Consider the following 22,971-nt stretch of genomic DNA (forward strand, 5'->3'; position numbering starts at 1 on the left):
CGCGATTCGTTTCGTTGCTCCCCGCATGCGACCAGAGGGAGGGTCGATGCGGTTTATGTCCGAGCGGCCGGAAGGCCGCGGATAGAAAGGAAAGGACTATGGCAGACAAGAAGAAGATCTACCTGTTCTGCAGCGCCGGCATGTCCACCAGCATGCTCGCCCAGAACATGCAGCAGGTGGGCGACTCCCACAACCTGCCCGTGGAGGTTCGTGCCTTCCCCATCGGCAAGGTCGACGAGATCGCCGGCTCCGAGCACCCCGCGTGCGTCCTGCTCGGCCCGCAGGTTCATCATCAGTACGAGGAGACCAAGAAGCGCATCGAGAGCACGTTCGACATCCCCGTCGGCATCCTCGATCAGCAGGCCTACGGCATGATGGATGGCGAGGCTTCCCTGAAGTACGCCGTCAAGCTCATCAAGACCTACAAGAAGTAAGACACCTGCGTTAGCCACGCGCATACAAGGAGGCACAATGTTCGAAAAGCTTGAGAAGGTACTCATGCCTCTTGCCGAGGCCATCGGCAACAACAAGTACCTCGTCTCTATCCGTGACGGTTTCCTGATCTCGACGCCGCTGCTGATCGCCGGCTCGATCTTCCTGGTTATCGCCAACCTGCCGTTCCCCGGCTTCTCCGACTGGATCGCGAGCATCCCCATCGCCGACGGCACGTTGGCCACCTACCTGTCCAAGCCCTCTGACGCGACCTTCTCGCTGATGGCCATCTTCGCGACGTTCGGCATCGCCTACAGCTATGCCCGCCAGATCAACAGCGACTCGCTGTTCTGCGCCGCCGCGGCCCTCATGGCTTGGTTCCTCATCATGCCCTACACCGTGACCGGTTCCGTCGAGGTCGGCGGCGAGGCTGTTGACGTCGCGCTCTCCGGTATTCCTCTGGGCTGGGTCGGCGCCAAGGGCATCTTCGTCGGCATCTTCAGCGCCTTCGGTGCCACCGCGATCTACACCTGGGTCAAGAACCGCGGCTGGGTCATCAAGATGCCCGCTGGCGTTCCGCCCACCGTCACCGAGTCCTTCTCGTCACTGATCCCCATCACCGTGACGATGACGATCTTCTTCCTCATCAACGTGGCTTTCGGTCTCGCTGGTACCAACGTGTTCGACATCGTCTTCACGTTCCTGCAGACTCCGCTGCTCGGCCTGGGCGACACGCTCGGCGCCATGATCGTGGCCTACCTGTTCCTGCACGCCTTCTGGTTCTTCGGCATCAACGGCGGCTCCGTCGTCGGCGCCGTGTTCAACCCGATCCTTCAGACGCTCGCTGCCGAGAACCTCGAGTTCTTCCGCACCGGTGTCGGTGAGGGCCACATCATCTGCCAGCAGTTCCAGGACCTGTTCGCCACCTTCGGCGGCTGCGGCTCCACCCTGTCGCTGCTGATCGCCATGATCCTGTTCTGCAAGTCCGCCCGTATCAAGCAGCTCTCCCGCCTCGCCTTCATCCCCGGCGTGTTCAACATCAACGAGCCGATCGTCTTCGGTCTGCCTATCGTTATGAACCCGGTCATCATCATCCCGTTCGTGCTGGTGCCGACCCTGAACATCATCATCTCCTACTTCGCCATGGACTGGGGCATCGTGCCCATCTGCTCCGGCGTCCAGATCCCCTGGACCATGCCGCTGGGCATCTCCGGCCTGCTGGCCACCAACTGGGTGGGTGGCGTCCTGCAGATCCTGCTGCTGATCATGGGCGTCTTCATCTACCTGCCGTTCATCAAGACCATCGACAACCAGTACCTGCATGACGAGCAGCTGGCTGCCGAGGCCGCCGCGAACGAGCCCGACGAGGACGACATCGACCTCGACGACCTGTCGTTCGACGACCTGTAAGATGCACTGATCGCCGGGGCCTCCCGGCTCCGGCGACCGCGAGCATCTGCATTTCGCAGCATTGCCGCCCGTGCTCACTTCGGCAATGCCGATACGAGCACGGGCGGTTTTTTGTAAGCGGCGAGGCGGCGCGCTGCGAGGGCACGCAACCGCATCGCTGTACACCCCAGCACACAAGGAGTAGCCATGTGGGGCATCATCGCAACATGGAGGATGGCGCGCGAGGGCGTTGAGAAAGCAAGCGAGGCGCTTGCCGGCGGCGCCAACGCAGGCGACGCCATCGAGATGGCGGTCCGCGAGGTCGAGGACTTCCCGTACTACAAGTCCGTGGGCTACGGCGGCCTGCCAAACGAGGATATGCAGGTCGAGCTCGACGCGTCGTTCATGAACGGCGACACGCTCGAGTTCGGCGCCGTGGGCGCTGCCAAGAACATCGCCAACCCCGTGAGCGTGGCCCGCGCGCTGGCTCACGGCGATGCCAACAACCTGCTCGTCGGCGCCGGCGCCGAGAAGTTCGCCGACGAGATGGGCTTCGAGCGCAAGAACATGCTCACCGACCGCGCCAAGATCCACTACGCCCGCCGCGTCGCCGAGGAGGGCGGCCGCCTTCCCAACGCCGCCCGCATGCTGGGCGAGCCGGAGGCCGAGCAGGAGACGGCGCGCGGCGCTATGCCCGAGAAGGACGCCCGCCCCGGCATCGACCAGGAAGGCACCTGCCCCGAGGGCCACGACACCGTGGGCATGGTCTGCCTGGACGCGTCCGGCACCATCACGGCGGCAACCTCGACGAGCGGCCTGTTCATGAAGCACGCCGGCCGCGTGGGTGACTCCTCCATCCCCGGCGCCGGCTTCTATGCCGACTCCGACGCGGGCGGCTCGGCCTCCACGGGTCTGGGCGAAGACGTCATGAAGGGCTGCGTGGGCTACGAGATCGTGCGCCTCATGGCGACCGGCATGCACCCGCAGCAGGCCTGCGAGCAGGCCATCGCTACCTTCACCGAGGTGCTCAACCGCAAGCGCGGCCATGCGGGCGACATCAGCTTCGTGGCCATGGACGCCCAGGGCCGCTGGGGCGCCGCCAGCAACATCGAGGGCTTCTCGTTCGTGGTCCAGACCGAGAACGAGCCCGCCTGCGTGTACCTGGCCCACCCGCAGCCCGACGGAACCTGCACGCACGAGGTCGCCAGCGACGAGTGGCAGGAAGAATACATGCGCTCCCGCATGGCTCCGTTGACCTAACCTAGCGGCTTTCCCAGGCGCCGCATCTCGGGGTTCAAGTTTCCGTTGTTGGGTTTCGTTGTTGTTGAGTTTCCGTTGTCGAGTGTCCTGTCCCCTTGGCCTCTTTGGGGACGTAGCCAGAAGAGGCCAAACTTGTCCACTTTCAGGACGGAGATGAAAGTGGACATTCTCCGCTTCCGACAGCGGGCCCTCAAGATGCCCCCTGCCGGCCACGCCCCAAAAGGGCCGCAGCCGGCAGAACATGTCCACTATCATCTCCGTCCTCAAAGTGGACATCCACCTGTTTCCATCCGTAAAGGAGTTGTCATGAGCAGTGCAGACTGCCTTGAGAACGAGGAACATATCGCTATCGAACCTGAGCTCGAAGAGCGCATCCTCGCTGAGGTCGACACCATCTCCGACGAGATGATCGAGGCCATCCGCACCATCGTGCGGCAAAAGAGCGTTCAGGGGGAACCCGCCCCCGGCGCCCCCTTCGGCACCGACGTGCGCGCCGCGCTCGACCAGACGCTCGAGCTCTGCCGCACGCTGGGCTTCGAGACCACCGATGTCGACGGCTACATGGGCTACGCCACCTGGAAGGGCGAGGCCGGCGCCGACGGCGAGCCGGTGCTTCCCGGCTACGTGTGCGCCCTCGGCCATCTGGATGTCGTGCCCGAGGGCACGACGGGCTGGAAGGTGCCACCCTATAGCGCGCACCTGGAAGACGGCCGCATCACGAGCCGCGGCGTCCTCGACAACAAGGGCCCCATCTACTCGTGCCTGTACGCCCTCTGGGCGCTCAAGCGCCTGGGCCTCACGCCGCGCCGCGATGTACGCATCATCTTCGGCTGCAACGAGGAGTGCGGCTTCGGCGACCTGCGCTACTACCTGGAGCACGAGCCCGCGCCCGTGATGGGCTTCACGCCCGACTGCAAGTACCCCGTGGTGTACGCCGAGCGCGGCCGCATGGCCGTCCGCCTCACCGCGAAACCCGAGGACGGCGAGGACGCGAGCGCGCGCCTGGAGCGCTTCTTCGGTTTCGTGAACGAGTACGTCCTGAACGCCAAGCCGAACGGCGAGCGCTTCGGCATCGACTGCACCGATCCCGAATTCGGTATCACCGAGGTCCGTAACTACAAGCTCGTCCTCGAGGGCGACGAGCCCGCCGTGGAGTTCGCCATCAGCTATCCCGCCGGCATCGCCGCCGACGAGCTGCAAGAGCGCCTGGACAAGGTCGCCGACGAGCAGGGCCTCACCTTCGAGGTCACGGGCAACTTCAACCCGGTGCGCTTCGAGAAGGACTGCCGCCTCGTTCGCACGCTCGTGTACACCTACGAGCACGCCACCGGCTCCGATGGCACCCCGGTCACGACGACGGGCGGCACCTATGCCAAGCTCATGCCCAATATCGTGCCGTTCGGCCCGTCGTTCCCCGGCCAGAAGGGCATCGGCCACCAGCCCAACGAGTGGATGGATGTGGCCGACATCATCACCAACGCCAAGATCTACGCCCTGAGCCTCTACCTGCTCTCGCGCTAGACCGTCCCGGGGCGCAACCCCGCGCTGCGCCCCGCCTATGCTATCTTGCCCCGAGCAAGAGCAACACGATCCGAGGAGGAGCATGAGTTCCAAGAAGCACAAAAAGAAGCGCACGCACACCGAGCCCGCCGCGCAGGCGGCGCAACCGCAGCAGCAGGCGTCCGAATCGAAGGCCACCAAGACGGTCACCCAGTTCACGGACCGCGCTGGCGCGCCCGCCCCGGTCACCCGCCGCTTCTTCGCGTACCTCATCGACTGGTATGTCGGAGCCCTGTGCACCGCCATCCCCATCTCGTTTGCTGCCTACCAGACGAGTGGAGACATCACCAACCAGTACCTCACCGACCTCCCCGCTCCCATCGGCATCATCACCGGCGCTTGCGCGCTGCTGTTCGCCTTCGCGTACTACATCCTGGTCCCGCTGTTCGTCTGGCGCGGCCAGACGCCCGGCAAGCGCCTGTGCGGCGTCATGATCGTGCAGGCCGACGGCAGCCCCGTCACGCTGCCGTGCCTCGCGCTGCGCCAGATCGTCGGCGTCACCATCATCGAGGGCGTCATCGCCAACGCGAGCGGCATCTGGCACCAGATGCTCTCGATCGCGACCGGCATCAACTTCGTCCACCCCCTGATGTACGTAGGCTTCGCGTTCACGCTCGTGAGCTGCATCATGATCCTCGTTCGCAAGGATCACCGCTGCATCCACGACTTCATCGCCGGCACCAAGGTGGCGCTCGTCGAGAAGTCGTAGACCGCGGCAGGGCACCCGGATATGGAGGGAACCCCATGTCATACGCCATCGCCCACCCTGAGGTTCTGCAAGACATCGCATCGAAGCGAAAGGAAACCACTATGAAGATCGTCATGATTTACGACCAGATCCAGTCCGGCCTCGGCGCCAAGGACGACCGTAACCTGCCGCTCGGCATCCTGAAGGAGCCCGTCGGCCCGGCCATCATGATGGAGAACCTGCTCAAGCAGGTCGGCGGCAAGGTCGTCGCCACCCTGTACTGCGGCTGGGGCACCTACGCCGACAACCCCGATGAGGTCGCCCGCAAGCTCGAGGCCATGTGCGTCAAGATCAACCCCGACGTCGTCATGTGCGGCCCCACCTTCAACTACGCCGAGTACGCCGAGATGGCCTGCCGCATCGCTTCCGACCTCGAGGCCGGCGGCAAGGTGCACGCGCTCGCCGCGGTGAGCCAGGAGAACACCGAGGCCATCGAGCGCTACCGCGACAAGGTCCTCATCGTCAAGACCCCCAAGAAGGGCGGCACCGGCCTGAACGAGGCCCTGAAGAACATGTGCCTCGTTGCCAAGGCCCTGACCGACGGCACCGACACCACCGAGCTCAAGCAGAAGGCATGCTTCTAAGATGACTGATTCCCAGACCTCTTCTTCCAAGGATCGGCGCCGCCGCGCCCACGAGGTCTCCGCTGAGCGGCGGCGTGCCCAGCGCAGCCGTGCCGTCGAGCACCTGCACGAGGAGCGCGCCGCCAAGCAGGCGGCCGTCATGGAGCAGCTCGAGGAGATTCCCGAGGAGCCCCTGTTCACCTTCCCCGAGGTCAAGGTCGACCTCAAGGCGGAGATGGAGCGCCTGAAGAACCTCCGCCGCTTCGTGTTCATCCGTCGGTGCATGACGCTCGCCTCGGTGGTGCTCTCGGCCCTTATCCAGGCCTACACCATCCAGGCGTTCGTGAACCCCGCGAATCTGCTTTCCAGCGGATTCACCGGCGTGGCCATCCTCATCGACCGCATCACCTCGCTGTTCGGCTTCTCCTTCCCCACCTTCGTGGGCATGGTGGCGCTGAACATCCCCGTGGCGCTCATCTGCTGGAGGTCCATCAGCCGGCGCTTCGTGGTCTTCTCGATGATCCAGGTGTTTTTGGCCTCGTTCTTCCTGCGCGTGTTCACCTTCGAGCCAATCATCGACAACCTGATGCTCCAGGTCATCTTCGGCGGCTTCCTGTACGGCTTCGCCATCGCCGTCGCCCTGCGCGGCGGCGCCTCGACCGCGGGCACGGACTTCATCTCGCTGATGGTGTCCAACAAGACCGGCCAATCCATCTGGGGCCTCATCTTTGCGGGCAACTGCGTGGTGCTCCTCATCTTCGGCGCCCTGTTCGGCTGGGAGGCGGCGGCCTACTCAATCATCTTCCAGTTCATCTCCACCAAGGCGATCGAGATGTTCTACACCCGCTACGACCGCGTCACGCTGCAGATCACCACGACGCGCCCCGAGCAGATCCTCGAGGACTACAACGAGATCCACAAGCATGGCTCGTCGGTCGTGGAGATCATGGGCGGACGCAGCCGCAAGCGCTACTGGATGATCACCACCGTCGTGTCGTCCTACGAGGTCGACGACATCATGCACCTCATCCGTGTGCACGACGGCGGCGCTGTGGTGAACGTCTTCCGCACGGAGAACTTCTTCGGCAACTTCTACCGCGCCCCCATCGATTGATGACAGTTAGGACGGGGTCCACTGTCATGCTTTTGCGGCCTTCTGCCCCTGCGGGCGGAAGGCCGTTTTATTTGAGCGACAAGATGGTGCCAGGTACAAACTTGTCGACGGCCCGCGGTTTTCATGACACTGGGCCCCGTCCTAACTGTCATGAAAAGCCTCCGCCGGGGCGAGGGTTCTTTGCTGGCTTGGTTTTGCCGCGTGACTTAGAAGTCGACGTCCTGATCGTTGTAGACGCACTCGAGGAGCTTCTCCATCTCCCCCTGGGTCGGCTGGCGGTGCTTGATACCCTTCTCGTAGTCGGTGATGACGGAGAACTGGTGACCTCGGTCGCGGTGCCGGAGGTGGAGATAATGTCAGGTAGGCGCGTCTCCATGTGGGAAGACCCACCTTCGACACCTCCACATAAACGCAACTCAAACGGAGCAGAAGGTTCTTGAAGTCGAAAAAGCCGAGCGGCGCCCCTCCTCCCCTGCTCGAAAGGGCACCGCTCGGTATGGGAAGACGCACTTGGCAGAAGCGGCCTATCGCGCGTCGGATCCCCACACTCGATTGGACGAAACTGCCTTACTTTTCCTCGGGCTTGTATGTGACGAATTCGACGACGAAGGCCAGCACGGCCGCCACGAGCGAGGCGATGATCGCACAGAGCATCATCGAGATGCCGTATCCACCGGGCGTCTCGTCGATGAAGTTCAACCAGTTGAAGACGCCCAGACCGCCCGAGATGAACATGAGCGCGCCGGTAGCGCCCACGATGGCACCGCCTACCGCTGAGCTCAGGCATGCCACCACGAGCGCCCGCTTGTTGGGCAGCGCCACACCGTAGATCGCCGGCTCCGTCACGCCAAAGAAGAAGGCCGACACCATGGCGGGCAGGGCAATGCCGCGGAACTTCTCATCCCTATTCTTGAGATACATCGCAAAAACCACTGCACCAAGAGCAAAACCATGAGCGATGGTGGCCGCCAGCACGTAGTCGTGCCCGATGGTGTTGAGGTTCATGATGGAGATCGGGATGAGACTCCAGTGGAAACCGAAGATGACAAGGCACATCCACAGGCCGCCCACCAGCGCGCTACCGAACACGGAGCCGACAATCGGCAACTCGAAGATAAAGGAGAACGCTGCGCTCAGCAGATTGGTGATAAGCGTTGCCACAGGACCGATGACGAGATAACCGAGCACGATTGCCAGCGTCATGGTGCAAAGCGGCACGAGGAACATCTTGATTGCTGCGGGCATCCAGCTCTTGAGCCAACGCTCGACCAGAGAACCGAACCACACCATGAGCAGCACCGGGATGACCGAACTCGCATAGCCCGAGGCCGGCATGATGATGGGGATGCCGAGCGCCGTGGCATACCACGAAAACGTGCCGGCGACGCCCAGATCGATGCTTCCGAGGACCTCGCCCGAGGTCAGCGCCACCATGGTGGGGTACAGCAACGCCACGCCGATGGCGACGCCGGTGAACTCATTCATGCGGAACTTGCGCGCCGCGCTGTAGGCGAGTGCCACGGGCAGGAAGTAGAAAAAGCCGTCCGCCACCGTGTACAGAAGGGTGTAGAGGCCGTCGTTTGCAAACTCGGGGATGAAGAAGGTGATAAGCGCGAGCAGGCCCTTCATGATGCCCGCAGCTGCAAGCGGCCCCAAGATCGGCTGGAAGATGCCGGAGATGAGGTCGATGATCACCGATGCCGCCGTCTTCTTCTCGCCCGGCTGACCCTCGTCGGTCTCGACGGCACCGCCGTCGGCAAGACCGCTCACCTCGAGCACCGCGGCGTGGACGTCCTCCACGATGTTGCCCACGACCACCTGGTACTGACCGTTTGCCTGAATCACCTGGATGACACTCGGGAGCGCCTCGATGGCATCCTTGTTGGCCTTACTCTCGTCTTTCAGCTTGAAGCGCACGCGCGTGATGCAGTGCGCCACGCTCGTGATGTTGTCGCGACCGCCGACGTTGTCGACTATGGCGCGCGCCAGATCGTCGTACTTACCTGCCATGGTTCCTCCTCAAGGAATCGATGTTGCGGGCCGCAGGATGCCTGCGACCCGTATGAGCCCCTAGCCCAGATCCTCGCCGTTTGTTGCGATGACCTGCTTGTACCAGCTAAAACTCTTCTTCTTGCTGCGCGCGAGGGTGCCGCTGCCCTGGTTGTCGCGGTCGACGTAGATAAATCCGTAGCGCTTCTCCATCTCGCCCGAGCCCGCGCTCACCAGATCGATCGGGCCCCATGTGGTGTAGCCGAGCATCTCGACGCCGTCCTTCTCGATGGCGTCGCGCATAGCCTCGATGTGCTCGCGCAGGTACTCGATGCGATAGTCGTCGTCGATGGAGCCGTCCGGCTTCACCTCGTCGTAGGCGCCCAGGCCGTTTTCCACCACGAACAGCGGCTTTTGGTAGCGGTCCCACAAATCGTTGATGGTGATGCGGAAGCCCAGGGGGTCGATGATCCAGCCCCAGTCGCTCGTGCGGACGAACGGGTTCTCCACGCCCGCAAAGGCATTGCCCTCCGCCACGCCGCCGGCGATAGAGGGGTCGCCCGCGATGCAGCGCGACGAGTAATAGGAAAACGAGATGAAGTCGACGGTGTTTTCCGCCAGGATCTTCTCGTCCTCGTCCGTCATTCCGACGTCGATGCCCTCGTGCTCGAGGAACTTGGCCGCGTAGCCCGGGTAGTACCCGCGGCTCTGAACATCGACAAAGAAATAGTTCTCTTGATTTTTGAGCTGGGCGGCACGCACGTCCTCAGGCCTGCAGGAGTACGGATAGTAGCTACCCGCGGCGAGCATGCAGCCCACCTTGTTTTCCGGGTCGATCTCGTGCGCGATCTTCACCGCCCACGCACTTGCCACAAGCTCGTTGTGCGCAGCGCGATACTCCGCCGCAAGCGGATTCTCGCCCGGCTCGAGCACGATACCCGCACCCATAAACGGACGATGCAAGATCATGTTCATCTCGTTGAACGTGATCCACCAACGCACCAAGCCCTTGTAGCGGGTGAAGAGCACGCGCACGAGCTTCTTGTAGAAGTCGATCAGCTTGCGGTTGCGCCAAGCGCCGTACTCCTTCACGAGATGGATGGGACAATCGAAATGCGTGATGGTAACGAGCGGCTCGATCCCGTGTGCGCGGCAACAGCGAAACACATCCTCATAGAAAGCGAGACCCTCCTCATTGGGCGTCTCCTCATCGCCGTGCGGGAAGATGCGGGTCCACGCGATCGAGAGGCGGAAGACCTTGAAGCCCATCTCGGCGAACAGCTCGATATCCTCGCGATAATGATGGTAGAAATCGATGCCCGTCTGAGCCGGATAGTAGTACCCGGGCTCAAAATCGAGCATGCGGCGCAAACCGCGACTCACATCGTTTCGCTCTGAACCGTGAGGGATGACGTCGACGTTGGCAAGCCCGCGCCCGCCTTCGTCATACGCCCCCTCGCACTGGTTCGCAGCAGTGGCGCCTCCCCACAGGAAGCCTTCGGGAAACGGCATGGTTCCTCCTATCTATCGGTCGCACGCCCTCGTTGCGGGCGCACGCTGCCTTCATACGTAAACGAAGCAATCTCGAAGGCGCCCGCACAACAGCACACTTGGGCCGCCTCTCGCCTATCTGACCGAATATGCGATGTCCGCTACTGTTCGACCGCGACCATACGGCCCTGGAGCAAGCCGGGCACCTGCGCCAGGCACACGCCGAACAGGATGACCGCCACGCCCAGCCACTCGATGACGCCCAAGGGCTCGCCGAGCACGATCATGGCGATCAGAAGGCCCGCCGGAAGCTCGGCGGCCGCCATGACGGTGGAGAGGCCCGCGGGCAGATAAGGCGTCCCCAGGCCGAAGAGCAACACCGGGCAGAGCAGGCCGAAAAAGCCCGCAATCACCGCAAAGGGCAGGATGCCTTGGGCGAGCACGCCGGAGATGATGTAGTCGGGGCAAACGGTAAGCGACATCGCGATCGAGCCGGCACAGACGATCATGCCGCGCTGTTCGTTGGAGCACTCGACCTTCACGCGGCCGGACAGCGTGACGAACAGCGAGCAGCTCACCGCGGCGCCGAGCGCACAGAGCAGCGCGATCGGGTCATAGCCCGCAAGGCCGGTCTTGTAGACGCCGCTCGCGAACACCGTCCCGCACAAGATGACCAGAGCGGAAACAACTTCTAGGGCTTTGGGCGCACGGCGCGTCATGATGGTCTGCCAGATGAGGCCCATCCAGGTGAACTGGAACAGCAAGGTAAGGGCAACTGGCGCGGGCAGCACACTCATGGCGTAGCAGTACAAAATGGAGGTAAGACAGGTAAGCGCGCCGAGTCCCATCAGCTTCAGCCCCCGCTTGATGCCGATGCGCTCCCACTGGCCACCGCGTGCGCAATGGATTCCAAACGCGAGGGCAAAAAAGAGGCAGCCGAACCACGCCTGGCTTGCGACGACCTGGCTCGAGGTGAATCCGGACGCATAGGCGAGCTTGTAGGTGGTGGCCATTGCTCCGTAGCACGCGCCACCGGCAAACACCTGTAGCGCCGCTACAAGCTGCCGATGGCTCCCCTTCGCCTGCACGCCCTGTTTGCACGCTATCTGTTCCATAACGCTCCCCTTTCTGCCCATCATCCGATGGGGCCGATCCCCGCTGACATCCAAGAGATCGGTCGGAAGCGCATGCCGGCGTGTTGCCACGACATGAAAAAGCCACGCAACCGATTCCCTCGGTTGCGTGGCAAAAAGGTGACAAGTTCGCCCAGAAAAGTCCACGCGATTTTAGACTAGTGAAGTTTAGCAGGCAGCCCGGCGATGTGTCAATAACAATTGTTCGGCTTTCTCCGCAGTTGGTCTGATGCCCTACCCATGATGAGCGGAAAACTCAGAAGTGGCATCTCATACCGACAGCGTTCAAAGCAAATCAACGAAAATCAAAAAAGTCAACAGAAATCAAAGAGATTAACGACTCTGGGTATACTGACACATAAGAGAGGAGTGGTTATGACATTCGAAGAGACCGTGCGTGCCAATCCGTTCACCCCGGTATTCGGGAAAGTGCCTCCCTTTATGGCGGGGCGCGAACAAGTCATACACGACATTGCCGCTGCGCTTGTCTCGAACGGCAACAGTCCTGATATCTGTTCTCTTTTCGTGGGCGCACGCGGAACGGGAAAAACCTCACTGCTCACCTATCTCGCGAATGAGGCTGAACAACAAGGCTGGATATCCGCACGAGTCACCGCAGCACCAGGCATGCTCGAAGATATCGTGCAACGGCTGCATGAGTCGGCAGCCCATCTTTTGGATAGCCAGGCAGCGCGGCATCTCAGCGGCATCGAGATTGCTCCGCTTGGCGGCGTGTACTGGGAAACTGCACGGGAAGCGCCCGCAAACTGGAGAACGCGCATGAACGAGTTGTTCTCCACCCTAGAAAACACTGAAACGGGCATCATCATCTGTGTGGACGAAGTCGACCCAGAGTTTGAAGAGATGGTGCAGCTCATCACCACATACCAGCATTTTGTCGAAGAGGGCAAGCGCACGATGCTGCTCATGGCGGGACTGCCGCATCGCGTGTCCCGGCTGCTTTCCGGTCGCGCAACATCGTTTCTGCGCCGAGCCGCACGCCATAATCTTGGCCCGATTCCCCGTTATGAAGTAGAAGAGACATTTCGGCTCACCGTTGAGTCGGGCGGCAAGCATATCGATGATGGGGCGCTGCAAGAAGCGGTCAATGCCATCGATGGCTTCCCGTTCATGCTGCAACTTGTGGGATACCGCGCATGGAACGCAACGGGGACAGACGATGTTATCGGCATTGAATCGATGCGTCGTGGTATTCGCTTAGCTCAGGAGGAGCTTGAGCACCGCGTGTTCGACGCCACGATAGCAGAACTCTCAAAGGGCGACATCGCGTTTCTTCAAGCAATGGCAGCAGATGAGGTAATCACGGATAGATCCGTGCTTGCCGAGCGGCTTGGACGCAGCTCAAGCTATATATCTACCTACAAGAAGCGCCTGCTCGAAGCTGGCGTGATCGAGGAGACCCGTCCCGGCATATTCGCGTTTGCCCTTCCCGGGTTTAGGGATTATCTCCAAAACCGTCTGTGATGGGATGTCACAGACAGGCGCTATGTGCCAGACAAACACAAAAACAAGAAGGCCCTCGAGGACATCCCCGAGGGCCTTCCGGTAGAAGCACGTGCCCAGCCAAGCAGATTAGAAGTCGACGTCCTGATCGTTGTAGACGCACTCGAGGAGCTTCTCCATCTCCTCCTGGGTCGGCTGACGCGGGTTGGAGCCGGTGCAGGCGTCGAGGATGGCGTTGGCAGCCACATCGGACTTCTTGGCCTCGAACTCGGCGTAGTCGATGATGGACTCCTCGGCCTTCACGCCGCCCTTGCCGTAGTTCTTGATGCCCTGCGGGATGTCCAGCTTGTCGTTGAGGTCGCGGATGCACTGGACGAGAGCGGCCACGAGCTCGTCCTCGGTCTCACCCTCGAGGTGCAGGATGTCCTTGGCGATGAAGGCGTAGCGGCTCTTGGCGCGGGCGTCCTTGGCGTTGAACTGGATGACCTTGCCGAGGTACATGGCGTTGGCGCAACCGTGGATGATGTGGTCGCCGGTGAAGGCGGCACCGGTCTTGTGGGCCATGGAGTGCACGATGCCCAGCAGGCCCGAGGAGAAGGCGATGCCGGCGATGCACTGAGCGTCGTGCATGTGCTGGCGGGCCTCATGGTCGCCCTGATAGGACTTGGGCAGCCACTCGACGATCTCGCGGATGGCGTGCAGGGCGTTGCCGTCGGTGTACATGGAGCCGGCGGTGGAGACGTAGGCCTCGATGGCGTGGGTCAGAGCGTCCATGCCGGTGTGGGCGCAGAGCTTCTGCGGCATGGTGTAGGTGAGCTCGGGGTCGACGATGGCGACGTCAGGGGTGATGTTGAAGTCGGCCAGCGGGTACTTGATGCCCTTCTCGTAGTCGGTGATGACGGAGAACGCGGTGACCTCGGTCGCGGTGCCGGAGGTGGAGGCAATGGCGCAGAAGTGGGCCTTGGTGCGCAGCTCGGGGAAGCTGAACGGGACGATGGCCTGCTCGAAGGTCTCCTCCGGATACTCGTAGAACAGCCACATGGCCTTAGCGGCGTCGATAGGCGAACCGCCGCCGATGCCAATGATCCAGTCGGGCTGGAACTTGAGCATGGCGTCGGCACCGCGCTTCACGGTCTCGACGGAGGGATCGGACTCGACGCCCTCGAAGATCTCGACCTCGAAGCCGGCCTCCTTGAGGTCAGCCTCAACGTCCTGCAGGAAGCCGCCGCGACGCATGGAGCCGCCGCCGGTGACGATCATGGCGCGGGAGCCCTTGAGGTTCTTCACCTCATGGCGAGCGCCCTCACCGAAATACAGGTCGCGAGGATTGGTAAAACGTCCCATGTTTTTGCCTCCAAAAAGTCGTGCACCGGCACGGTGCAGCTGCTGCGAGGCCCTGCGGCCTCGCAAAGGACCTATATCTGCCGCCAAAACGCCTCTGGCGGCGGGCTGCCGGATGGACCCGCAGCCGCCCTTATTTTACCGTGTTCGTAACAAAGTATTCACAGATATGGGTAAGCGGTCTGCCGGATTGTCCGCTTTTTCTGCCTTCGAGGAGGGCACCGCAAGGCAGGAAACATACCGCCGGCGCGCATCTCTATAATTATGTCGTCCCGGGGCGCCCATCCGTCCCGCATACACCTGCAAGCCCATCGCCGGCAGCGAGGCCCCGGCTGGAAAGGCATGTCCATGAAACGCGCCATCCGCGCAGATATCATCGTCATCGTCGTGCTGCTCGCGGCGTTCGGCATCTGGTTTTGCCTCTCGGCGCTCCCGGTTTCGACCACATCCGAAGGCGAGGCGGGGCCTGTCGTCGTCTGCCAATCGAGCAACGGCTTCTACCGATGCGACCCGCTCGACTCGGATGTCGCGTACACCGTTACGGTCTCCGGAACCGCCGCGGGAACCTTCGCCGGCGAGAACAACGTCGTCATCGAAAACGGCACCGTCGACGTGACGTCCGCCGACTGCTCCAACCAGGTCTGCGTCGAGCACGCGCCCATCTCGTCGGTCGGCGAGCAGATCGTGTGCCTGCCCCATGGCGTCGTCATCGAGGTCCTCGCGCACGAAGAGGACGCCACCGTCCTTTCGTAAGGTAGCGGCCGCAGCACGACCCGCTTTTCGCCACACCCGCCACATAGACGCGGCGGCATGCGGCGCGTTACACTGAACGGATACCTTGTACCGAACCGCAACGAGAGGAGGCGCCATGGCCTTCGACCCCATTCAGGAGGACTGCCTGCGCCTCATCCTGGAATCCATGCGCCGCGATCGCATCTACCCGCTCGACGACGCGATGTACATCGAGCGCGCCATGGAGCGCTTCCGCGAGGACCCCGCGCAGCTCATCACCTGCGACCGCGACCGCTCGTTCCATCTGATGGCGAAGGCGACCGAGATCCTCGACTACCGGACCCCCTTCCTGACCGACGAGGCGGAAATCGATCGTCAAGAATCCCTCGCCCAGAACCACCTCAAGGAGGCGATCGAGCTCGACGCGTCGAATTGGGATGCACGCCGCATGCTCGCCGCACTCGATGCCCCGAGCAACGATGCCTACGTGAGCTACCTGCTCGACAACCGCGCCGCGGTCGAACGCGACCTCGCAGCGACCATCGAGTCCGCCGACGACGCCTACAGCCGCGAGTTCGCGGACGACCTGGCGCGCCGCCCCCTGCTGCGCTGGCTCGCCGCCACGGCGTCGAGGGCCGTCATCGCCGGACAATATCGCCTGGCGCTCAGCGTCGTCGAGGAAAGCCTCGGCTACGCCCCCGCCGACCCGGGCGGCATCCGCCATACCGGCATGCTCGCCTTGGCCAAGCTCGAGGCGCCCCTGCAGGATCTCAAGCAGTACCGCCGTCGCCACGCGGTGTCCTACCAGATCGCCGGCCCGCTTCGCCGGCGCCACCACATGACCGAGAAGGCCCTCGACGCCTGGACGTTGCTCGCCGAGATGAGCGCCTCATACCGGTCGTTTGACTACGCGGGGGCCGACCGCGCCCTCCATCAGCTCATGCGCGCCTACCCCGACGCTGCCGAGCCGCTCTACTTCCAGGCGGAGTTTCCCGACGGGCTGTTCGCGCGCGTCAACATCGTTCCCGGCAGCCAAGACGAGCTGATCCTCGCGCTCAGCGAGGCGACGCCGCTGCTCCAGGAGGGCATCGGCGCGCCCGACAACGCATCGTTTGCCAGCTGGATCGCCAACCACGAGCTCATCCGCCGCGCGATGCAGGGACGGACGCAGCGAACGCCGGGGCATGTGGGCCGCACGGGAACGGGAGGCGATAACTGATGGACCCGCGTGAGTACATCCCCGCCTACCTCGAGCAGGCATATCTCGCCTCGCATACGGACCTGACCCCGGCCGCCCGGCAGCTCGTGCACGACCAGATCATGCGCAATCCCGCTCAGTACGCCGCGGACGACCACGCGCGCGCCCTGATCTCGTACGGCCAGGTGCACGAGGGCATGATGCGCGCGCTCGATCGTATGGACGACCTTCCCGACGAGGAGTTCGACCGCCAGCGCGAGCAGCTGTTCGGGCAGACGCGCCTCGCCCTGCACGAGATCGTCCGCGACGACAAGCTGTGCATCGACGCGCAGCTGCTCGACATCCTGCTGGCCGACGTGCCGATCGACTCCTGCCTGAACGACCTGCTCAAACTCGAGGACACCGTCCATGAGCACCTGCGCGCCCTGCCTGAGTTCGACGACGATGCCCCCGCCTTCTGGCGCGCCGAGAAGCTTATCGACATGGACGAGGCCCTGCGCACCCGCAGCGATCCCACGATGATCGGATGGCTGCACACGCTCGAGGCCATCGCCCAGCTCTCGCTCGCGAGCTCGCGCTATCGCGCCGCGATCCGCTACGCTCGCTGCGCCATGCGCGCCCGCGGATATACGAACTACGCGGTGGGAACGGTCCTGCTGGCGCTCGCGCGCCTCGAGGACGAGGACGGTTTCTTCGCGTGCGCCCGCGAGGCCGATGCCTCGCTTGCCGTCGAGGACTCGCCGTGGTTCCTGCTGGGCCGCACGCTTTTGCTCTACAAGCTCGGGCGCCGCAAGAACGCCCGGCGCGCGCTGCGCGACTTCTCATCACGCTGCGAGGGTGGCGCGTTCTTCCTGCTCAACCCGACCTACCTCACCCCCTATCTGCCGGTCCGCCCCGTCGTGCGCGAAGCCTGGGAGCTCACGCATCAGGCGGTGTGGGAGGCCGACGGCATCATCGTCGATACTCCGGATTTCGTGGGATGGGCCGCATCGGTCGAGGGCATCGAGGACGCATCCGAGCGCTTCGCCCAGCGCTACGGCTTCTAGGAGCGGGCCGGGGCGCACATCGACACGGCAGGCGTTCTTTCCGCGCCGCCCGACCCGGGCGCAAGAGCTGTCGATTCCATAGCGTTCCGGTTATCTTTTGCGCGTCATGCTAGAGTTACCTGTGTTTTCCTGCACATCGACTTCGTTTTGGCGCCCATGCGCCAGACACCCATCAAAGGCGGTTTTTGTGTCTGATTTCTCCCTCAAGCACGTCGTGACCGTGCACTATACCGGAAGCTTTGACGACGGCGAGGTGTTCGACACCACGCGCGGCCGCACGCCGCTCACCTTTGTCGAGGGCAACCACGAGGTCGTCCCCGGCTTCGAGGCGGCGGTGCTCTCCATGGAGCCCGGTGAGACCAAGAAGGTGCACCTCGAGCCCAAGGACGCTTACGGCGAGCGCACCGCGGCACTCGTGTACTCCATGCCGACCATCCAGATCCCCAACTACGACGATCTGGTCGTCGGCGAGATGATCTACCTCATGAACTCCGACGGCTACCAGCAGCTTGCCCGTGTGGCCAAGGTCGAGGACGATGGCGACACGATCTTTGACTTCAACCACCCCATGGCGGGCTGCGCGCTCAACTTCGAGATCGAACTGCTGAGCCGCGAGCCCTACAACCCTTCCGCCGAGTCGGAGGAAGGCGAAGCCCATGCGTAACCCCCAACGCGGCATCCTGTGCGCTGGCTGCCCCCATCGCGCGGCATACCTCGCGCTGAAGGAGGCGACGCGCCGCAAGCGCGGCCGCGTGATCTGCGGAAACGCCGGCTGCACCGCTGTCGGCGAGGTTCATCCCGCCGCGGCGACCTGCCCGGGCGGCATGGACGCCCTGCTGCCGCGCTACAACCAGGCTGTTCCCACAGGCGGCACCGTCGACGAGCCGGCAGCCCCCGTCTGCGTGCACGTGGCTGCCGACCTTGAGGTCGCTGCCGACGATGCCGCCGAGCGCTTCGCGGGCCTTGCTGCGGAGGGCGAGATCACCCTCTTCGCCGTCATGGCGTCGAGCAGGCGGTTCCTGGCACGCGATGCCGTTGAGGAGCTCGGCCAGCGCGTTCTTGGATTGGGCGCCGACACCGTCGTGGTGCTCGACCCCTTCGACGCGATCCGCTGCGCCGAGGTCCTCGGCAGCCTTCTGGAGACCCCCGGTGTTCACGGCGTGATCTTCGCCTCCCCCTGCGCCCAGCTCCAGCGCGGCGAAGGCGCGAACGAGCCCGTTGAGATTGACCGCTACACCTGCGTTGCCTGCCACCGGTGCTTCCAGATCACCGCCTGCCCCGCGCTGTCGTTCGCCCCGCCGGTCTACCAGGTGGACCCGGACGCCTGCGCCGGCTGCGACCTGTGCTGCAACTACTGCCGCACGCAGGTCATCTACAGCCCCCGCTCGCGCATGGGCGTCGAGGAGAAGTCCCGCGCCCGCTACGCTGCAGCCCAGCGTTAGGCGCGCGTTGGCCGTTCGGTACCGGATGGACAGGATGGGTACCGTCCAAACCGCATCCACCGGCAAGCGACAGCCCGCCCCTCCGCTTTGCGGAAGGGCGGGCTGTCTGGCAATGGCGAAAAGGCTTTAGGCGTGCTGCATCGTGTGCCCCATGGCGCGGGCGACCGTGCAGCCGATGCTCGTGCCCATGAAGAGCTTCACCGCGTCGGGAATCACGAAGGGGATGACCGCGATCGCGAGCGCGGCGAGAACGTCCATGGAGCCGATGATCATGAGCTGCACCGTGCCGCAGGTATAGGAGACGAGCAGCAGCACGATACTCGCCGCGAGCGAGCGAGCGAACAGCGGGACGCGCTTGGGCAGCAGCGACTCGACGGTGGTGCCGGCGAGCATGCCGAGGATGAAGCCCCACAGAAAGCCACCGGTCGGACCGGCGATCGAGCCGATGCCGCCACCGAAGCCGGAGAACACCGGCAGACCGATGGCTCCGAGCAACAGGTACACGGCAACCGCCGTGCATGCGGTCTTGCGGTCGAGCGCGGCGGGCAGGATGGCCAGCGCAAGCGTCTGCAGCGTGAAGGGGACCGGTCCGATGGGGATGGTCACCCACGCCGACACCGCCAGCAGGGCAACCGAAACGCCCGCACGGGCGATCTGCCGAGTATCCATAGCGCATCTCCTTCTTGTTGAAGTCATCACTGCCGTCGAGTATAGCGAGCGCCGGCACTCGCCAGCCCCGCAGCTGTGTACTCGCAATGTACTAACCTTTGCCGCACGTGCCGCTGCTCCATCTGGTATACTTTGCTGTTGCTGTCCCCATCGTCTAGTGGTCAGGACATCGCCCTTTCAAGGCGGCGACACGGGTTCGAGTCCCGTTGGGGGCACCATTTGAGTGCCAAGCCCGGTTACCCTCGCGGTAGCCGGGCTTTTTGCATGACACTGGACCCCGTCCTAACTGTCAGGTTTCTAGTTGGATGAGGTCGGCAGGTAGGGATGCATCGCTTGGGCGAGATTCGCCAGGTTGCGCGTCTGGATATACACGCGGCCGCTGCCGGTGAAGGTGTTGACCAGGCCCTCGCCGGTCGTGAAGCCGAGCATGCCGCTCGCGACCTCGATGTGGTAGTCGAGCGTGGCGTCCCAGGCGACCACGTGCTCGTTGTCGACCCTAAGCGGATCGCCCGGGTTCACGTCGAGCGCGAGGATGTCGCCGAACGCCGAGACGAGCAGCGAACCCTCACCCGACGTCTCCATCACAAACAGACCGCCGGTGTTGCCGAACAGCGCCTTCGAGATGCCCTGACTGACCATCGTGTACTCGACCGTCTCGTCGCAGGCAAGAAACGCACCGGTGTTCAGGCGGTACTGATGGACAGCATCGACCTTGAGCTCCACGATCTTGCCGGGAATCGCGGGCGCGACGGCGATCTCGCCGTCATCGGCGGTTCCCGTCGCCGTGGTGATGAACATCGACTCGCCGCTCGTGATGCTGCGGCCGATGGCGCTGAACACGCCGCCGAGGCCTTTCTTCTTCGTATTGAGCCCGCCGGAGATGTCGACCCCGCGCGAGTAGACCATGCTTCCCGACTCGGTCCTCACCGACTCGCCATAGCCAAGCGCGATGCGCACGATCGGGCAATCGGAGTCGCCGGTCAAAACGAACTTCATGGGATACCTCCTTATCGTAGGGGCACGCCGCACAGAGGTCGGCGAGCTGCCCTCAGTGTACCCACCTCGCGGCAAAAAGCCCGGCTGCCGCTCGGGCAACCGGGCTTTCGATGCAAACGAATCGCTGAACCGTCGCTCTACACGTAGAACAGGATGTCGTCGTAGGTGGGAACCGGCCAGTAATCGGCGGCGACGATCTCCTCCATGGCGTCGACGGCCTCGCGCAGGCGACCCATGACGGGCGCGACCTCGTGCGCATAGCAGTTGGCCTGCTCCTGCGCGTCGATAAGGGTCTCGGCCTTCTTGTGGACCGCATCGAGCTGCTTGATGGCGTCATTGATCTCGGTGATGCCGTAGCACAGCTTGTTGAGCGTGTTCTGCTCGCATTCCATGGCGGCCTCGGCGCCGGCCGTGCGGATGGCGGCCAGGCCCTTGGCGACCTTCGTGGCGTAGGCGGTGATGACCGGGCGGTACGTGCGGCGCGCCTCGCGGATCATCGTCGTGGCCTCGATGTTCATGAGCTTGTTGTACTTCTCGAGCTTCACCTCGTAGCGGCTGAAGGCCTCGGTCTCGGACAGCACGCCCATGCTGGTCCAGAGCCTCATGCTGTTCTCGTTGACCATCGCGGGCAGGGCGTCGGCCGTGGTGCGCAGGTTGGCAAGGCCACGGCGCTCGGCCTCCTTCTGCCACTCGTCGGAGTAGCCATCGCCGGAGAACAGGATGCGGCGGTGGTCGTTCAGCACCTTCTTGCAGTAGTCGAGCGCGGCGGCGGCGAAGTCATCGGCAGGCGTGCCCTCGAGCGCGTCGGCAAACTCCTTCAGCGACTCGGCGACCGCCGTGTCGAGCACCAGGTTGCAGTCGGAGGCGTTGGCCTCGGAACCCACGGCGCGGAACTCGAACTTGTTGCCCGTGAAGGCGAACGGCGAGGTGCGGTTGCGGTCGGTGTTGTCCTGCTCGAGGTTGGGCAGCACGTCGGCACCCAGGTCGAGCACGCCATGCGTGGCGTGGACGGACGCCTCGCCGTCCATGATCTTCTGCACGACCTCGGTGAGCTGGTCGCCCAGGAAGATGGAGACGATCGCCGGAGGCGCCTCGTTGGCGCCCAGACGATGGTCGTTGCCGCAGCTCGCCACAGACATGCGCAGCAGGTCCTGGTACTTGTCGACCGCCTCGATCACCGCGGTGAGGAAAACCACGAACTGCAGGTTCTCCAGCGGCGTGTCGCCGGGATCCATGAGGTTCTCGTCCTCGGTGGAAATCGACCAGTTGTTGTGCTTGCCCGAACCGTTGATGCCCTCGAACGGCTTCTCATGCAGCAGGCAGGTGAGGTCGAAGCGCGAGGCCACGAGCTTCATCTTCTCCATGACAAGCATGTTGTTGTCGATGCCCTCGTTGAGCTCGGAGTACACGGGCGCGAGCTCGTGCTGGCAGGGGGCAACCTCGTTGTGCTTGGTCTTGGCGGGAATGCCGAGCGCCCACAGCTCGTCGTCGAGCTCCTTCATGTACTTGGACACGGAGGGGCGGATGGCGCCGAAGTAGTGCTCCTCGAGCTCCTGGCCCTTGCAGGGCGGCGCGCCGAAGAGGGTGCGGCCGGTGATGACCAGGTCGCGGCGCTTGCGGTAGGCGTCCTTCTTGATGAGGAAGTACTCCTGCTCGAGGCCGATGCTGGGCGTGACGCGCTTGGGGTGCTTGCCGAAGAGCGCCAGCACGCGCTTAGCCTGGGTGTCGAGCACCTTCATGGAGCGCAGCAGCGGGGTCTTCTTGTCGAGGGCCTCGCCGTTGTAGCCGCAGAACGCCGTGGGGATGCACAGCACGTCGTCCTTGATGAACGCGGGGCTCGTGGGATCCCAGGCGGTGTAGCCGCGCGCCTCGAAGGTGGCGCGCAGACCGCCGTTGGGGAAGCTCGAGGCGTCAGGCTCGCCCTGGATGAGGTTCTTGCCGGTAAACTTGGTGATGGCCGTGCCATCGTGGTTGGGCTCGAGGAAGCTGTCGTGCTTCTCGGAGGTGATGCCCGACAGGGGCTGGAACCAATGCGCATAGTGGGTGGCGCCGTTCTCGATCGCCCACTCCTTCATGGCGTGCGCGACGGCATTCGCCACGTCCAGGTCGAGCGGCGCTCCCTGGTCCATCGTGGCGGCGAGACGTTTGTAGATGTCCTTCGGCAGACGCTTGCGCATCACGTCCTCCGAAAAGACCATGGTACCGAATCGACTGGTAAGCTCGGTATCGGCCATAGGGGCTCCCTTCGTAACACGCCGGCCTCGTGCTGCCGACGTTTTGTCCCAACGAACGAATTGTAGATTACAAGCCGCTGGTTTCGGTCTAATTTCATACGGGTTGCCGCATTGCAACGGTCCCGTGACCGTCTGAAGACGGGCGGGGCGGGGCGCCGAGCACGCCCGCG

General features: G+C 63.5%; 20 protein-coding genes and 1 tRNA gene. 14 read left to right on the plus strand and 7 right to left on the minus strand.

The genetic code is table 11. The features are described from left to right. Positions 1–98 precede the first annotated feature (98 nt). The 7 genes from H6A16_RS06650 to H6A16_RS06680 all read left to right on the plus strand — a co-directional run bounded on the left by H6A16_RS06650 (position 99) and on the right by H6A16_RS06680 (position 7,066). Positions 99–434 carry a PTS sugar transporter subunit IIB gene (locus H6A16_RS06650; RefSeq protein ID WP_204617389.1) on the plus strand — a complete coding sequence of 112 codons (336 nt, stop codon included), beginning with the start codon at positions 99–101 and terminating at the stop codon, positions 432–434. A 37-nt stretch (positions 435–471) separates the two neighbouring features. Beyond that, a complete protein-coding gene (locus tag H6A16_RS06655) occupies positions 472–1,842 on the plus strand; it encodes a PTS sugar transporter subunit IIC (protein WP_204617391.1) in 1,371 nt (456 codons plus the stop codon). 186 nt (positions 1,843–2,028) lie between these two features. Next, positions 2,029–3,081, plus strand: a complete 1,053-nt coding sequence (locus H6A16_RS06660; RefSeq protein WP_204617393.1) for a N(4)-(beta-N-acetylglucosaminyl)-L-asparaginase — start codon at positions 2,029–2,031, stop codon at positions 3,079–3,081. 306 nt (positions 3,082–3,387) lie between these two features. Further along, a complete protein-coding gene (locus H6A16_RS06665; RefSeq protein ID WP_204617395.1) occupies positions 3,388–4,602 on the plus strand; it encodes a Sapep family Mn(2+)-dependent dipeptidase in 1,215 nt (404 codons plus the stop codon). A gap of 82 nt (positions 4,603–4,684) precedes the next feature. Next, positions 4,685–5,350, plus strand: a complete 666-nt coding sequence (locus H6A16_RS06670; protein WP_204617397.1) for an RDD family protein — start codon at positions 4,685–4,687, stop codon at positions 5,348–5,350. Between the two features lie 101 nt (positions 5,351–5,451). Further along, entirely contained in the window at positions 5,452–5,973 is a 522-nt protein-coding gene (locus tag H6A16_RS06675; protein WP_204617399.1) for a GrdB-related putative oxidoreductase, read from the plus strand. 1 nt (position 5,974) lies between these two features. Further along, entirely contained in the window at positions 5,975–7,066 is a 1,092-nt protein-coding gene (locus H6A16_RS06680; RefSeq protein ID WP_204617402.1) for a YitT family protein, read from the plus strand. Between the two features lie 567 nt (positions 7,067–7,633). Here H6A16_RS06680 and H6A16_RS06685 read toward each other — a convergent pair. From H6A16_RS06685 to H6A16_RS06695, 3 genes are all read right to left on the minus strand, one after another. After that, positions 7,634–9,076 (minus strand): PTS transporter subunit EIIC, encoded by a 1,443-nt coding sequence (locus tag H6A16_RS06685; RefSeq protein ID WP_204542059.1) that lies wholly within the window; start codon positions 9,074–9,076, stop codon positions 7,634–7,636. A gap of 60 nt (positions 9,077–9,136) precedes the next feature. Then, positions 9,137–10,567 carry a 6-phospho-beta-glucosidase gene (locus H6A16_RS06690; protein ID WP_204617404.1) on the minus strand — a complete coding sequence of 477 codons (1,431 nt, stop codon included), beginning with the start codon at positions 10,565–10,567 and terminating at the stop codon, positions 9,137–9,139. A 140-nt stretch (positions 10,568–10,707) separates the two neighbouring features. Further along, positions 10,708–11,661, minus strand: coding sequence for a DMT family transporter (locus H6A16_RS06695; RefSeq protein WP_204559997.1), 954 nt, complete (start codon positions 11,659–11,661; stop codon positions 10,708–10,710). A gap of 393 nt (positions 11,662–12,054) precedes the next feature. On the opposite strand from H6A16_RS06695, the gene H6A16_RS06700 reads away from it, so the two are divergent. Further along, a complete protein-coding gene (locus H6A16_RS06700) occupies positions 12,055–13,164 on the plus strand; it encodes an AAA family ATPase (protein WP_204559996.1) in 1,110 nt (369 codons plus the stop codon). Positions 13,165–13,272: 108 nt separating this feature from the next. Here the strand turns inward: H6A16_RS06700 and H6A16_RS06705 are convergent, their stop codons facing one another. Further along, entirely contained in the window at positions 13,273–14,487 is a 1,215-nt protein-coding gene (locus tag H6A16_RS06705; RefSeq protein ID WP_204617406.1) for an iron-containing alcohol dehydrogenase, read from the minus strand. A gap of 345 nt (positions 14,488–14,832) precedes the next feature. Between H6A16_RS06705 and H6A16_RS06710 the strand changes: the two genes are divergently transcribed. From H6A16_RS06710 to H6A16_RS06730, 5 genes are all read left to right on the plus strand, one after another. After that, positions 14,833–15,237 carry a NusG domain II-containing protein gene (locus H6A16_RS06710; protein ID WP_204617408.1) on the plus strand — a complete coding sequence of 135 codons (405 nt, stop codon included), beginning with the start codon at positions 14,833–14,835 and terminating at the stop codon, positions 15,235–15,237. 115 nt (positions 15,238–15,352) lie between these two features. After that, entirely contained in the window at positions 15,353–16,435 is a 1,083-nt protein-coding gene (locus H6A16_RS06715) for a hypothetical protein (protein WP_204617422.1), read from the plus strand. Next, positions 16,435–17,460: a hypothetical protein gene (locus H6A16_RS06720; protein ID WP_204617424.1), complete on the plus strand. Its 1,026-nt coding sequence runs from the start codon at positions 16,435–16,437 to the stop codon at positions 17,458–17,460. The genes H6A16_RS06715 and H6A16_RS06720 overlap by 1 nt, the downstream gene beginning before the upstream one ends. 187 nt (positions 17,461–17,647) lie before the next feature. Continuing rightward, on the plus strand, positions 17,648–18,124 hold the full coding sequence (locus H6A16_RS06725) for an FKBP-type peptidyl-prolyl cis-trans isomerase (protein WP_342589727.1): 477 nt from the start codon (positions 17,648–17,650) through the stop codon (positions 18,122–18,124). Continuing rightward, a complete protein-coding gene (locus H6A16_RS06730; protein WP_204617428.1) occupies positions 18,117–18,902 on the plus strand; it encodes a hypothetical protein in 786 nt (261 codons plus the stop codon). The genes H6A16_RS06725 and H6A16_RS06730 overlap by 8 nt, the downstream gene beginning before the upstream one ends. 126 nt (positions 18,903–19,028) lie before the next feature. On the opposite strand, the gene H6A16_RS06735 is transcribed toward H6A16_RS06730, so the two are convergent. Next, entirely contained in the window at positions 19,029–19,571 is a 543-nt protein-coding gene (locus H6A16_RS06735) for a biotin transporter BioY (RefSeq protein WP_204617430.1), read from the minus strand. A gap of 143 nt (positions 19,572–19,714) precedes the next feature. On the opposite strand from H6A16_RS06735, the gene H6A16_RS06740 reads away from it, so the two are divergent. Further along, a tRNA-Glu gene (locus tag H6A16_RS06740) sits at positions 19,715–19,789 on the plus strand. A gap of 79 nt (positions 19,790–19,868) precedes the next feature. On the opposite strand, the gene H6A16_RS06745 is transcribed toward H6A16_RS06740, so the two are convergent. Further along, entirely contained in the window at positions 19,869–20,567 is a 699-nt protein-coding gene (locus H6A16_RS06745) for a TIGR00266 family protein (RefSeq protein WP_204617433.1), read from the minus strand. A 137-nt stretch (positions 20,568–20,704) separates the two neighbouring features. After that, positions 20,705–22,801, minus strand: a complete 2,097-nt coding sequence (locus tag H6A16_RS06750) for a glutamine synthetase III (protein ID WP_204617435.1) — start codon at positions 22,799–22,801, stop codon at positions 20,705–20,707. Positions 22,802–22,971 lie beyond the last annotated feature (170 nt).

It is taken from the genome of Collinsella tanakaei (assembly GCF_016900375.1).
Taxonomy (GTDB): domain Bacteria; phylum Actinomycetota; class Coriobacteriia; order Coriobacteriales; family Coriobacteriaceae; genus Collinsella.